Origin of the sequence: Flavobacterium fluvii, from assembly GCF_900129545.1 — a bacterium.
Classification (GTDB): domain Bacteria; phylum Bacteroidota; class Bacteroidia; order Flavobacteriales; family Flavobacteriaceae; genus Flavobacterium; species Flavobacterium fluvii.
The window spans coordinates 833,582-848,980 of sequence record NZ_FQWB01000001.1 but is presented as its reverse complement, the minus strand read 5'-3'; the positions used below and the strand labels follow the sequence as shown (position 1 = coordinate 848,980).

At 38.5% G+C, this 15,399-nt stretch carries 5 protein-coding genes; 3 read left to right on the top strand and 2 right to left on the bottom strand.

The window, feature by feature from the left end; genetic code table 11:
* The first annotated feature begins 106 nt into the window (after nt 1–106).
* The 3 genes from BUC16_RS03500 (at nt 107) to BUC16_RS03490 (ending at nt 7,097) form a co-directional block, all read left to right on the top strand.
* Entirely contained in the window at nt 107–544 is a 438-nt protein-coding gene (locus BUC16_RS03500) for a hypothetical protein (RefSeq protein ID WP_073367964.1), read from the top strand.
* Between the two features lie 101 nt (nt 545–645).
* Entirely contained in the window at nt 646–1,731 is a 1,086-nt protein-coding gene (gene bioB, locus BUC16_RS03495; protein WP_073367963.1) for a biotin synthase BioB, read from the top strand.
* A gap of 284 nt (nt 1,732–2,015) precedes the next feature.
* Complete coding sequence (locus BUC16_RS03490; protein WP_073367961.1) at nt 2,016–7,097, top strand: RemA C-terminal-like gliding motility protein; 5,082 nt, start codon at nt 2,016–2,018, stop codon at nt 7,095–7,097.
* 383 nt (nt 7,098–7,480) lie between these two features.
* Here the strand turns inward: BUC16_RS03490 and BUC16_RS17445 are convergent, their stop codons facing one another.
* Complete coding sequence (locus tag BUC16_RS17445) at nt 7,481–10,687, bottom strand: RemA C-terminal-like gliding motility protein (RefSeq protein WP_084546082.1); 3,207 nt, start codon at nt 10,685–10,687, stop codon at nt 7,481–7,483.
* A gap of 423 nt (nt 10,688–11,110) precedes the next feature.
* A complete protein-coding gene (locus tag BUC16_RS17440) occupies nt 11,111–15,355 on the bottom strand; it encodes a RemA C-terminal-like gliding motility protein (protein WP_084546081.1) in 4,245 nt (1,414 codons plus the stop codon).
* Nucleotides 15,356–15,399 lie beyond the last annotated feature (44 nt).

Here is a 15,399-nt window from a genome sequence, read left to right as displayed (position 1 = left end):
AATTTAGACTATTTCGTAAAAAAATCATCATTTTTTACGTATATTTGATATGCATTGTGTTCTTTATCAATAAAGTATTGTTTTTAACCTTTTAAAAACCAATCACATGAAAATATCAAAAGAAGTTTTCAATGGAGCCACAATCTTCATTGGAATTGGCGTTTATTTTTTATTAATGAATGCTTTGGGATTTGCAGATGTGTTTTACTTGCGTCTTTTGAATATTGTATTCGTTTATTATGGCGTGAACAAAACAATTCAAATGAATATTGCCGAAGGGAAAAAGACTTTTGTTTCCAATGCAGTTTCGGCAATGAAGACCTCGCTTGTGGGTGTAGTTCTAAGTGTTTTCGGATTAATTGGTTACAGCTATATGCAGGGCGGAGACAACTATGTACAATCTTTATCGGAAACTTTCTTGTTTGGCGGAAACCCTTCTGTCGAAACCTATTCCTTCAGTTTGTTTTTTGAGGGAGTTGCCTCTTCAGTAATTGTCACTTTGTTTGCCATGTTGTATTGGAACAGGCAATTTACGGCAGATTAATTCCGAATTCTTGAAATTTAGCTTTGAAGCTGTTTTTCAACAGCACATCTTTGTCGATTGGAACAATTTGACTACTTTTGACGCACCAAAAAATCACATCGATGAGCATTACAAAACACGACTGGACAAAAGAAGAAATAATCGCCATTTACAACAAACCTTTGATGGAGTTGCTTTATGAAGCAGCCACTGTTCACAGGCAACATCACGATCCAAATGTAGTTCAGATATCTACTTTAATATCTCTTAAAACAGGAGGATGTTCAGAAGATTGCGGCTATTGTCCTCAGGCAAAACGCTACCACACATCAATCAAGACCAATGATTTGATGACCGTTAGCGAAGTCAAAGAACAAGCCACGAAAGCAAAAGAGAGTGGTTCCTCACGCGTTTGTATGGGAGCAGCTTGGAGAAACGTGAAAGATGGTACCGAATTTGACCAAGTTCTTGAAATGGTTCGTACCATCAACAAAATGGATATGGAAGTGTGTTGTACACTTGGAATGATTACCGAAAATCAAGCACAACGATTGGCAGAAGCCGGTTTATACGCCTACAACCACAATATTGACACCTCCGAAGAATATTATAAAGAAGTAATTTCGACACGTGGCTTTGAAGACCGTTTGGAAACCATAGCCAATGTACGCAAAACCAACATCACCGTTTGTAGCGGTGGAATTATAGGAATGGGAGAAAGCATCGAAGACCGAGCAGGAATGCTGGTAGCTCTTTCGACCTTGAACCCACAACCAGAATCCGTGCCAATAAATGCCCTGGTTCCCGTTGAAGGAACGCCACTTGAAGAAGAAAAACCAGTTGAAATCTGGGAAATGATTCGAATGGTAGCCACAACCCGAATTGTTATGCCTGAAACCCAAGTACGCCTTTCGGCCGGAAGAATAAACATGAGTCGTGAAGGTCAAGCTATGTGTTTCTTGGCTGGAGCCAATTCTATTTTTTCAGGAGATAAATTGCTTACAACTCCCAACAACGACCTCAACGAAGACATGAAAATGTTCGAAACCTTGGGATTAAAGAACCAACAACCCTTTGCTAAAGTAAATCAACGGGAATCGATTGAAGCTGTAGATTCCAAGTTTCCTGCTCTTGGAGAAAAACCAAAATGGACTCGCCCAGGACACACGATTGAAAGAAATCTCGAAGCTAGTACAAAAGGAAAATAAAATAAGTTTTAAAATTATTCAAAGTCCCAACTTTTTTTGAGTTGGGACTTTTTTTTTTGCGCATCACTCCCATTTAATTTCACTTCTGGTAATAGATGATGTTTTTAAATATAAATTAGTTTGTTGCAAAACCGCCATATGGCGATAAAAAATGCACTTAATCGGATTTTTTGTTCTTCGCAATTAATAATAATTACATTCGAAACTTAAGATTTTTTTACTAAAAATATCAAGATTGGAGTATTAAAAAATGCTTTAGCCCAATAAACATTCAAAAAATATTTATGAACAAAACCTGTTTAAATTCAGAAAAAAACACATTATTATCATTAAATCCATCAAAAGCAATTCATTTGTTGTTGATGGTTTTTTTATTGTTAACTTTTTCCTTTGCCAATGCAGCCAATATAATAAGTGCAGGAAGCGGGAACTGGAATTCAACCGTGGCGAATGCGCCATGGCCCGGAGGTGTCGTTCCATCGGCTACGGACAACGTAACCATTGCCGCGGGACATACTGTAACAGTAACAGGTTCTACAAGTATCACCAATCTTAATTTAAGCAATACCACGAGTAAATTAGTCATAAATAGCGGTCAAACACTTAACGTTACAGGAACTTTTACAAATTCTGGAACCACAACCAATGGCGTGAACGGTCCTGGAACGATATTGTTTACGGGCACAGCCACCTTTGGTAGTTTAACGCCAACTGGTGTTCGACCTAATATTGTTGTTGGTAATGGTGTCAGTACCAATACGGTCACGGTCGGAGCCAACACATCGGTTACTGACCTGACAATCAACACGGGAGCCACATTGAGTTTTTCAAATAGAACGTTAGCCATTAATGGTTTTTTCAACAACAGTGGAACCGTTACGGGAACTACTGGACAGGTGAATCCGGTAGGCAATTTTACCAATAGCGGAACCTTTACCATTAGCTCGACAGGACAGGTAAATGTACCTACAGGCAACTTTAGCAATACAGGTTCATTCTCCTATACAGGTGCCGGTTTTTTAAAATTAGGAGGGAATTTCACTTATTCAGGAACTTTTTCATTGGGTTCGGCAGCAGTTCAGTTTACCGGCACTGCCGATCAATCCATCCAGGGATTTACGACTACAGGGTTGGTTTCCATGCTAAAAACAGGGGGAATGGCAACGCCTACAAGTGATATAAATGGTGGAGGTTTAACTATCAATGGTGCTGGAACATTAAATCTAGGAACAGGACTAACGCATACTTTTTCAGGAACTTGGACAAGGACAGCAGGAACGCTTGATTGTAATTCAAGTTTATTAAGAATAGGAGCCAATATCTCAGGAACTGGAGCAACATTTGTTGCAGGAACAGGAACAGTAGAATACTATTTGGCGGGAAATCAAACTTCAGTGGCTGAAGTCTTCAACAATCTTATACTTTCAGGTTCAGGAACCAAGACTTTTTCAACCACCCCTACAGTAAATGGAAAATTAACACTCGCAGGAACCGCAGCAGTTACCGTAACTGGTGCAGGAGTAGTAACTTATGGAACAAATGCAACTTTGCAATACGACACGACAGATATTAGACCTACTACTTCCGAAGAATGGATTTCTCTATTTACAGCTTCGGGAGGGATTGTCATTAATGGTGCAAATACAATAACACTTAATGCAGCTAAAGTATTTGGATTGTCAAGTCCTCTTATTATTACAAGCACAGGAAAATTAGCGGCGTCAAATAATGGACTGACTTTTGGTGGCGATTTTATTAATAATGGAGGAACATTTACATCAACAGGAGCCATTGTTATTGCCGATATTTCGACAGCTCAAAGTATTGCAGGTTTTACCACAACAGGATTGGTTTCGATGACCAAAACTTCTGGAACGGCCACTTTTGGAGGAAATGTAAACGGAGCGGGATTAACCATTAACGGAACAGGAGGAACTTTGAATTTAGGTTCGGGTTTAACACATACTTTTACAGGAGCCGTGACTTTAACCAACGGAACTTTGAATGGAGGCTCAAGCACCTTGAACGCCAATTTTACAGGTACAGCTTGGACAGGGACGGGAACTAATTTTGTTGCAGGCACTGGAACGGTAAATTTTGGTGGTGTCAACCAAATATTGAATGCAGCTTCAACAATCTTTAACAATCTAACATTTTCTAATTCGGGAGTAAAAACACTTACAAGTGTGCCAACCGTAAACGGAATACTTTCCATGGAAGGGGCTGCAACAGTAACAGTTTCTCCAACTTACGGAGCAACTGCCACATTACAATACAATACTACCACGGCAAGAACTTCGGGTGTAGAGTGGACAACCCCTTTTACTGCAACTGGCGGCGTTAGTGTTACCAATACAGGAGTTATAACAGCCAATGCCATCAAAGTTTTTAATGCTGCTGTACCACTGAGCATTGCAGCTGGAGCAACCTTGGCCAATGGCGGGTTTTCTATTTCTGGCGGATCAACGTTAACTGTTGCAAATTCAGGAACTTTACAATTAAGCGGAACAAGTAGTTTTCCTGCTTTTGCCACGACAACTTTAGATGTTAGCAGTACCGTGAATTATAATGGAACAGCACAAACAGTCGCGGCAAAAAATTATGGAATTTTACTTTTGAGCGGTTCGGGCAATAAAACTTTTGCTGGCGCAACAACTATAGCAGGAGATTTGGGAATTAGTGGTACAGCTGTGGCTTTATTACTCAATGGCACAACATCCAGTTCAGGCACATTAACTTTTAGCGGAGGACTTCAAGCTGCTTTAGGATCTTATGGAGGAACTGGTTCATCTGCAACGAATCCAAATGGTACTAGGTTTGGAACTACCACAACGGGTGTTTTAAATGTAACAACTTCATGTATTGGTGGAACCTGGCTTGGAATTACAAACACCGATTGGAACACTTCAACGAATTGGTGTGGCGGAAGTATCCCGACCTCCCTAACCGATGTTACAATTGGATTTACTACTAACCAACCTGTTGTTGGTAGTTCGGGAGGTCTCTGTAGAAACATTACTATTGCAAGTGGAGCAACTCTAACTATTTCAGGCTCAAACACACTTACCGTAAGAGGAAATTGGACCAATAACGGGACTTTTGTTCCTAACACAAGTACAGTAAGTTTTAATGGTGCTTCAACCCAAACAATTGGAGGGTCAAGTGCAACGACTTTCAATAATTTAACCAATTCAAACATAACCGCCATTGTTTCATCTGCAATTGGAATTACGGTAAAAAACAGTTTGAATATAGCCAATGCAGCATCTGTTTTAGATATGGCAACATTTGTCTTAATGGATGGAGGAGGTTCTTTTTCGAATTCCGGAAGCGGACATATCAAAACTGCAAATACATCAGGCACGCCAATTCCAGCCGGCAAAACATGGAACAGTGTCGTAACGTATTCAAATGCAACTGGTGGACAAACCATTGTAGCCGGAACTTATAATGGTTCACCTGCATTAGAATTAGACAACACCTCCGGCACTCAAACTGCATCAGGCAACATAATAACAGGTGGACAATTGAATGTCATTAATGGTGGCACTCCAGTTTTTGACATGAATGGGTATAATTTAACAACCAATGCGTTGAATGTTTTAGCTCCAAATTCCATTTTAGATATGCGGTCAGGAACATTAACTTGCACTTCTGTTCTATCGATGGATGGCACAATTCGTTTTTCGGGTGCTGCAAATGGGAAGCCTTTTTCTTCAGGAACTGTTGAATATTATGGAACTGCACAAACCGTTACCAATGGTAATTATTTCAAACTTTTGTTTTCAGGAGCAACAGGAGTTTATACTATGGCAAGCGATATTGATGTAGCCAGTACATTAAACATAACAAACGGAGCCGTAACACTTCAAGGTGGTTTCACATTATCCGTTGGGGATGCCATTACTGTTGTTAATCCAGCAACATTGACCATTGAAAATAATGCGAGTTTGTTGCAAACAACTTACACAGGAGCCAATACTGGAAATGTAATTGTAAAAAGGAACACCACACCTGTTCTTCTTTATGATGCCACATTTTGGTCTTCACCAACAACGGGCACGCAAACTTTATATGATTTCTCGCCACTTACTGATGGAGACAGGTTTAATACTTATGATAGTGTAATTGATAAATATGTTGACGAAAATGAAACTACCACTGTTTTCGAAAAAGGAAAAGGATATTCTATTCGATGCCCTACAGGGACTTCCTCAACAGTGCCAACAGTGCTACCACATCAATTTGTAGGAGTGCCGAATAACGGAACATTCACCATAGCGGTTACCACTCCACCAGCTGATATTGGATTAAGTTTAATAGGAAACCCCTATTCATCAGCCCTGAATGCAGATGATTTTATCAACGAGAACCTATATGATGCTCTTTTAAATCCAACAAATACCTTGACTGGAACTTATTATTTTTGGTCTCACAATACTCGTATAATAGGAAATGATTTTAGCTCGGATGACTATTATACGTGTAATTTATCTGGATCTACAGGTTATACTAATTCTGGAACTGGAAACAACATTGCCCCAACCGGTTATATTGCTTCAGGTCAAGGATTCTTTGTGGAAAATGCAATTGCTGGAAATGTAAAGTTCAACAATTCAATGCGAGAAACAAAAAACAACACTAATTTTTATAGAACTCAAAATACCAAAAAAGTCAAGGATCTTGAAAGACATAGAATCTGGTTAAATATAACCAATAGTGCTCTTACAACAGGAAGCCAAACAATGGTGGGTTATATCGAAAACGCAACCAATGCTTATGATTTAGGTTATGACAGTAATTTGTTTGATGACACGAGACCTTTATTAATATACAGTATGCTTGGAACAGATACAATGGCGATACAAGGTAGAGCTTTGCCATTTTCGGATTCTGACTCTGTTCCCATAGGATATTTTACAAAAGTAGCAGATAATGTTACCCTCTCCATAGACCATGTTGACGGCTTGTTTCTTGACAATCAAGAGATATATCTTGAAGATAAATTATTAAATGTGATTTATGACATTAAAGCAGATCCCTACGTTTTTGCATCTGCAGCAGGAACTTTTAACGATCGTTTCGTGTTGCGTTATACCAATGGAAGTTTGGGAACCAAAAATTTTGATTCACAAACAAACAAGGTGTTCGTTTCGAGCAAAAACAAACAAATAAAAATCAATTCTTATTCTGGAACGATTGACAAGGTTGTGGTTTTCGATTTGTTGGGAAGACAAATTTATCAAAAAAGCAAGGTGGACAGCAACGAATTTTCAATAGCTAATTTAGTTTCAAGTCATCAAACTCTAGTGGTAAAAACAACATTGCAAAACGGAATTACAGTTACCGATAAAATTATGTATTAGTACTGAAAAAATCTTGTTTGAACTACCCCAAAAAAGTTAAATACTGTTTTGGGGTATTTTTATGGAAAGAAACCAAATAAAATTATGAGTTTAAACTTGGCCGTGTACAACAAGCTTTGTTCTGTTAATTCAACAACCAAATCTATACTATTATCATCCTGATTTTAACTATTGGATTCGTTTCATGGACATAAAAAAGAAAACTTTTGCCCAGATCAAAAATCTGATTTAGCGAATATACTTTTAAATTGAATGAAGCCTGTTCAACATTAAAAATCAAGTCATGTTTACCTGCTGTTTTTTAACAGATAGAGCGCGCAGTCGAGAATCATTATTTCATCTTGACTGCGCTCCGAATATTGAACGATTTCTAAACCCGATTTTTATCTGATGACGATTTTTTTACTGCTTTCGCCATCTGTTGTTTTAACTTTCACAATATAAATACCGGAACTGATATTTTTTATTGGAATCTGGATATTGGTTTGTTCGCTGTCCTTGACATCCCAAACGGCAATGTTCTGGCCTGTCATACTGAAAAGAGAAACCGAATTTATTGTTGAATCTCCGTTGTTGTGGATGATCAAAGTTTTGTAATTATTGGAATAAAGAACCACAATTCCATCCTCTTTATCTATTGTGCCCACGCCCAAAGTCTTGTTGGAATACTTTAAAACAAAACGATCATTAAAAGTTCCTGCAGTTGTGTTAAAAGTATAGTTTCCGCTTTTTAAATCTGTAACGGTATTGGTCAACTTGTCTTCCAAAAACACGGATTGATTAACCAAAAATCCATCCACTTCATCAATGTTTATGGTAAAAGCACCATCAATTGCTGTTCGAAAACCCAGAGGCACTTCATCCTTTTCATCAAACGGCAAGGCACGACCTTGGATTACCAAATTCTTGTCTTCGTTTATGCTGTAAAAATCAACATATTCATTGCCATCAAAACTTTCACCATCAAAACGACTCTCATAATCATTCGTTGCATCTGTAATATAACCTACCAAAGCTTGCTTGAAAGCCCCTTCCGTATTTGTTAAATTCAACCAAACACGATTTTTTTCGATGTCGGTAGTTGTTTTTGTTTTAGGGTTTTTGGTCCTGAAAAACTGGGTATTGTTACCCAAAACACGCATTGCATTATTAAAAGTGACTGTTCCTCCCGTGGTTTTACTGGTTGTGAAGAACGCTTGCCCAGCAGCAATTTTGCCAGTAGGTCTATTTGTCGTTTTTTCAACACCATTTGCAAAATTACCAACACCAACGCCTCCTGTAGTGTTATAAGAAGCATAATCATCTGAAGTATAGGCATAAAGTCCCGAACCTGCAGTACCATTGGTAATGCTTGAAGCTAATTGAATGGCCGTATTATGAGTCCATAAATAAATCGTCCCATCCAAGATTGTACTATTCACTGCCAAAAACGTATCGGCATTTATGGCCGATGGATATGGATTACCCAATAGATTAGATGTTCCGGTCGAACCAACGGCTATAGTTTTTGTTCCATTATTGGGAACACCTATAAAAGTACCCGTAATGTTGTATGCCGTGTTATCCGATTTTTGTCCTCGAATAATATAACCATTACCCACAGCCATATTTGTAGATAAACTTTCGGCTGCCCAGTTGTCAATAGAATAATCATACGAATAGAAAGTTCCATAAGCATAATCTGGGGAAATATTTAAAGTTTGACCTGCCACTGGTGAAGACCAATAGGCATAATCGGTTTCTATCAGAGAAGGGGTTATTCGTTTATAAATAATGTTACCCGTATTTGCCACATTGTTAATTTGCACTAAACTGGCGTTATTTTCGAAAGTTAAAGTTCCTCCTCCAACGACTGTAAGATCGTTAGTTATGGTTAAGGTCCTCCCAGATTTAATAGTAACTTCCGCTCCTCCTGTAACCATGCACGAACAGCCATTTATATCCACATTAGGATCTGTTGCTGGAGGATAATTCCCTGTAAAAACTAACTTTTGACTACTATTAGGCGTACCCTTATCCCAAGATGAAGTCCAAGTATTGGTAGTGACAGAATTGATTACAACATCTCCAGTAATAGAGGAACTACAACTTCCGTTAGATACTGAAAAGTTATAAGTTCCTGCTGCCAATCCTGAAATAGTCATTGTTGTGCCTGTAATTGTATAACTTGCAGTTACTGTCCCTGTTTTATATATTGTTCCAGAAGCAGGCAGACCACTCAATATTACGCTACCAGTTGATGTTACACAATCAGGTTGAGTTATGGTTCCTATTATGGGAGTTGTTGGTGTATTTACAGTAAAAGCCCCAGAAACAGCAGTTGTAAAAGGCACATTGCAAGAACTATTTATGACACAATAATAATATTTTGTACCACTAATAGCATTTGAAGGAGTATAGATATTTGATGTTGCTCCAGAAATAGAAGTTCCTCCTGAATTGGAAGCAGTTGTATTACTAAACCACTGATATGTCAAGCTCGTCCCAAAAGCGGAAACTGATATTGGCCCAAAAGTCCCTCCACATACAGTCTGCCCCGAAGTCGATTGAGTATATGTAGATGCTGAAACATAAACAGGAATAGGAGCTGAATATTTAGTTCCACAACCACTTGCACTCGATGTATATTTCATTCTAAACCATGTTGTGACAGTTAAAGATGAAGGTGTATAAGTACTTGAAGTCTGTCCTGAAATAGGCGTATAAATTCCTCCTGCTGTTAAACTGGATTCCCATTGATATGTAGATGAAGGAGCATTTGTCGTAAATGTCATTTGAGCTATCGCACCCCCAGAGCAAACAGTTTGACTCAGTGGAAGAATTGTTGCAGTATAAGAATTTCCACCTGACCCACAACCCAATGATGTACCTGAGCAATTAGAAGTACACTCATTTCCAGAACCATAAATAGTTGATGAAGAACCTTGCGTTTGCATTGCGCCAGTAGTGTAAAATTGCCCTGTTGTTCCGTTTATATCGATATTTCCATTATCGGTTTTATAATCTCCATAAACTTGCAATAATCCGTTAACAATAAAATCTCCAGAACTATTACTATTTACAATATTACCATAAATAATCAAAGTTGCACCTTGTTCAATTGTAATATTCGCTTTATTTCCAATTAAAAAATTATTAGAGATTGAACCTGGAGTACCTAATACTAAAGTAGCCCCGTTTTTTACAGTCAATGTAAAAGTTGAATTACCTCCAATATCAGTAACACCTCCAATAGTTGTTGTACCAGAAGCAATAGTTAAGCTTCCAGTTGCATTTGAATTTGTAAGATTATAATTAGGCAATCCTGGTTGATCAGTTACATCTTGATTAAAAGTGTAATTCCCAGTACCAATCGTTAAATCTTGATCAAGTGTAAGTGGATGATTGACAGTTACAGTGCCACTACTAGTTGGAACACCAGTAGGTGTCCAAGATGTTGTTGTCGACCAAATATATGCAGCTCCCTGTGTAGTTTGTCCTATTGATTTTCCACAACAAACAAACAAAACCATCAAAAGCACCTGAGTTGCGATTGATGGTTTTGATGATAACATAGTATTTCTAACTGAACTTAAGTAGGATTTATTCATAATTTTGTATTGTACCTTTTTAAATTGGAGGCTGAATTCTATATTTACATCTCGATGGGGCGGGCAAATACAGTTTTTCAAGGCGCGAAACTAGTCATTATTAATCATGATATGTAAAAAATCCGACAAAGTACATTTTTTGTCGTTATTCTACTATTCTACAGTTATCCAATTCTGTTTTTTTAACAAAAAACACGAAATTAGTCAAAAAAATATGTTTTTTTTCAAAACCCAACAGCTTAATTGACAGTTAAAACCACTTAGATTATTAGACGAAAGAAGAAAAAAACAAATACTTTTTTAGAAGAAAATTTTTAACCAATGCCTATATTTATCTATTTATTAAAAAAATAGAGCGCAGTCGAGATGAAATAACGATTCTCGACTGCACTCTATAATATTGGATCGATTTATAAATCAGTTTTATCTGATGATGATTTTTTTACGGGTTTCGCCTTTTGTTGTTTTGACTTTCACGACATAAATTTCAGAACTTATATTTTTTATTGGAATCTGGACATTGGTTTGTTCGCTGTCCTTGACATCCCAAGAATTAATTTGTTGACCTGACATATTGAAAAGGCTTACCGAATTTACTATTGCACCCTGCCCTTTATTATTGATAATTAATGTTTTATAATTATTTGAATACAGAACGATAATTCCATCGTTAGTATCCGTTTTGTCAACACTTAATGTTTGGTTTGCAGTTTTATTTGTATATCGCAAAACAAAACGATCGTTAAAAGTCCCCGCAGTCGTGTTAAAGGTATAGTTTCCGCTTTTTAAATCTGTAACGGTATTGGTCAACTTGTCTTCCAAAAATACGGCCTGTTTGGTAAAAGAACCATCAACTTCGTCAATGCTTATTGTAAAAGTACCATTAATTGTTGTTCGGAGACCCAGAGGTACTCCATCATTTTCATCAAATGGCAAGGCACGTCCTTGTATGGTCAAATTCTTGTCGTCGTTGATGCTGTAAAAATCAACAAACTCGTTGCCGTCATAACTCTCTCCATCAAAACGGTTGTCATAACCATTGGTTGCATCGGTTATATAACCTATCAAGGTTTGCTTGAAAGCTCCTTGAGTATTGGTCAAGTTTAACCACACCCTGTTTTTCTTTATGGGGCTGGTTGCTTTATCTTTGGGATTTCTGGTTTTGAAAAACTGGATGTTGTCTCCAGTTATTCCGCCTACACCCACTCTCATATTGTTGGTATAAACAATTGAACTGCCAGATATACTTGTTTTTGTTGACGCAAAAAATCCCTGTCCTGCACCTATTTTTCCATTTGGCACGGAGCCACCACTGGGAGCCTGACCTGGGTAAGGCAGACCTGTTAAAGGGTCTAAATCTGGTGGCGCAGCACCAACTCCTCCTGTCGCATTGTAAGTTGCATAATCATCACTTGAATAGGCATAAACCCCTGAACCTGGATTTGACACATTGGTTCCAATTGGTGTATTATGCGTCCAGAAATACAAAGTCCCATTCAAAACACCGGCATTGGCAACCAAAAACTGGTCTGCATCCAAAGCCGAAGGATAGGGATTCCCCACAAGATACGATCTATCAGCAATTGCCGGAATAGAATAATCCCCGTTATGTGGAACACCCACAAAGATTGCAGTATATGTGGAAGGTGGTGGTGGTGGTGATACCGGTTCTGGTCCACGAACAATATAACCTGCACCTGCAGCCATCGAAGTTGACAAATATTCTTGCTTCCAATCATCAATGCTCGAATCATAAGAATACATCATGCCTTCTTGTGTTTTTGGAGAAAAACCACCTATAGTTTGTGGTGAAACTGGAGACGACCAATAGGTGTAATCTGTGCTAAGAACAGCTGTGTTGGTTGTTCTAACATAATTTATGTTTCCTGAATTTGGAACATTGTTTATTTGCACTAAACTAGCACCATTTGCAAAGGTTAAGGAACCTCCATTTACATTCACCCAATTGGTGATTTTTAAGTTATGTCCAGTATTAATAGCAACATTACCATTGGTAACCGTACAGCTACACCCAGTGACATCGGCAGTTGAAGAAAATCCTTCGCTAAACACTAAATTTTGATCAATGGTTGGCGTGCCATTGTTCCATGCTCCAGCCGTCCAAGTATTGGTAACCAATGAACTTATTGTTGCACTACTTGTATTCGAAGCACATGCCGTAAAGGGCAACACTACTTTTGGTATAGCCGATATATAAGTACCATTATTTACGGTTACATCATAACTTCCAACAGACAGTCCGGAAAAAACTCCAGTATCATTCGTCACAGCTGTCACCACCGGATTTGTTCCAACCAATGTATAGGTGATTCCTAAAACTGGAGCTGGAGATGTCACTGTTATGGTGCCTGTTGAAACTGCGCAAGTGGGCTGTGTTAGTGCAAGTACAGGTGCTGTAGATGGAACTAAATACAAATACAAATAACTACTATTTGTTTTTCCACATACAGGATTTTCAGCATACACCTCAATATTTGCACTTTGCGAATTATTACCTGTAGTAGCTGTTAGCGTTGTTGTTCCTTGCCCCGTAACATTTGTCCATCCTGTTGGAATTACCCAAGTATAACTAGTTGCATTTGCAACTGAAGCGATGCTAAATACCGTTGTAGTCGAGGCACAATGTGATATTCCTGCCCCAGAAATAGGATACGGAGCACTACCATTAACAGAAATTCCTCCAAGAGCAGACATTGCAGGAGTTACCGTAATTTTAACAGAATTGGAATACAATACATTACAAGTCCCACTTTGTACAACGGCACGATAGTAAGTGTCTGTGGTAAGACCACTTGCAGTATAAGGCGTTCCCGTATGAGCAATTGGAATTCCAGCTGTAGCAAAGTCGTCTGTTGATGATTCCCATCTTACAATACTTCCAGTATAACCACTCAAAGAAAGATTGGTACTATTAGAATTTGAACATACATTCGTGTTTGCTGGTGTTACTATCCCTGCCACGGTTGGTGCTGCCACTGCTACATATATATAAGGACCATACCCAGTTCCACATGTATTAATTGCATTTACATTGATATTGCCAGAATTTGACCCTACAGTCACAGTTATGGAGTTGGTTCCCGCCCCGCTTGTTATAGTCCAATCTGCAGGTATATACCAATCAAAGCTAATCGCACCGGCAACAGGCGCAACGCTGTAAACCTGCGATGTGTTTCCCGCACATTGAGTTGTAGAACCTGTAATGGGGCCAGGGTTAGCTGGTGGTGCATTAACTGTAACGGTTATCTCATTGGAAACCACCGAGACTCCGCAAGAAGAGGTCGAGGTACAAACTACAATCCAGGTTCCAGCTGTTAGTCCTGTTCCAACTGTAAATGCAGAAGTTGTTGCACCTCCAATTGGGGTTATTGTCTCTCCTGAAACAGAACGAGTTCCCCATTGGCGACTCGCAATTGTTGCGCCAGCTGTTTCAGCAACGCTTAATGATGTTCCTGAACTTACCAAACAAACCGTTGAAGAACCACTAATGGTTAAAGAAACAGACGCTAAATTCGGATTGACCGTGATTGTCCCTGTAGCGTTTACTGTTCCACAACCTCCCGTTAATGGAATGCTGTAATTAAATGTTCCTGGTTGTGTGGGTGTTCCGCCAATGGTAATTGTATTTGATGCCCAAGCAGCTGTAACCCCTGTTGGCAAACCTGTTGGAATTCCTATTCCTGTTGCATTTGTGGTTGCATGGGTAATACTGGTCATTATTGTGTTAATACAAGGAGTAGGGGATGACGAAGCTGTACCTACAGTATTTACTGGGTTTATAGTCACCTTAATTACATTTGAATTAGAAGTTGAGCAACCTGATACACTCACGATACGTCTATAATAGGTAGTTGTTGCCAACGATGAAGAGGTATAACTACTTGAAGTTGCTCCTGAAATATTACTAAATCCAGATGATGAAGAAGTTGTACTGGATTGCCATTGATAAGAATAGCCAGTACCGGAATTCCCCGTGAGAGTTGCAGTACTTCCGGAACAAATAGTCTGATTTACTGAAATAGTATTGGCTGAACATCCATAATTACATCCATTTCCACTAGAACAATCATTACCTGTTTGAAAAATTGTACCTGCTCCCGTAACACTCCCGGTTGAAGACAAACTGCCCAAACCTCCTATTATAGAACCATTTCCAACGGTAATATTACCATCTACACTTACCGTTCCGTCAAACTTGACATTATCACTATTATTACTGTTATTCAACAAACCATATACTATCATCGATGCTCCAGTATAAACATTGACATAAGATCCGTTTTGAAAATCAACCACTTGTGTAGTAGCAGAAGTACCGATAGTCCCAACAGTTAGAACGGCTGGAGAATTAACATTAAGCGTCCCCCCATTATTGACAATAATACTTTTAACAAGAGCATCCGCTGTTACAGTTACTGTTTTTCCATTTGGGATCACAACATCATCAGAAATTGTTGGAACAGAACTACCTCCCCAAGTTGCAGTATTATTCCAGTCTCCATTAACCGATACGGTTCTAGTTGCTGCATTTGCATTCCCAATACCAAACAAACCAACAAACAAAACCATCAACAGCAAACGAATTGCTTTTGATGGTTGTATTGACAATGCGGTATTTTTTACTGAGCTTAAGTAGGTTTTATTCATAATTTTTTTATAGTCCTTTTTTTAATTGGGGGCTGAATTCTATA

Excerpts from the sequence above, each read along its gene's own strand:
- BUC16_RS03500 (WP_073367964.1), top strand. The coding sequence starts at position 107 with ATGAAAATATCAAAAGAAGTTTTCAATGGAGCCACAATCTTCATTGGA.
- bioB (WP_073367963.1), top strand. The coding sequence starts at position 646 with ATGAGCATTACAAAACACGACTGGACAAAAGAAGAAATAATCGCCATT.
- BUC16_RS03490 (WP_073367961.1), top strand. The coding sequence starts at position 2,016 with ATGAACAAAACCTGTTTAAATTCAGAAAAAAACACATTATTATCATTA.
- BUC16_RS17445 (WP_084546082.1), bottom strand. The coding sequence starts at position 10,687 with ATGAATAAATCCTACTTAAGTTCAGTTAGAAATACTATGTTATCATCA.
- BUC16_RS17440 (WP_084546081.1), bottom strand. The coding sequence starts at position 15,355 with ATGAATAAAACCTACTTAAGCTCAGTAAAAAATACCGCATTGTCAATA.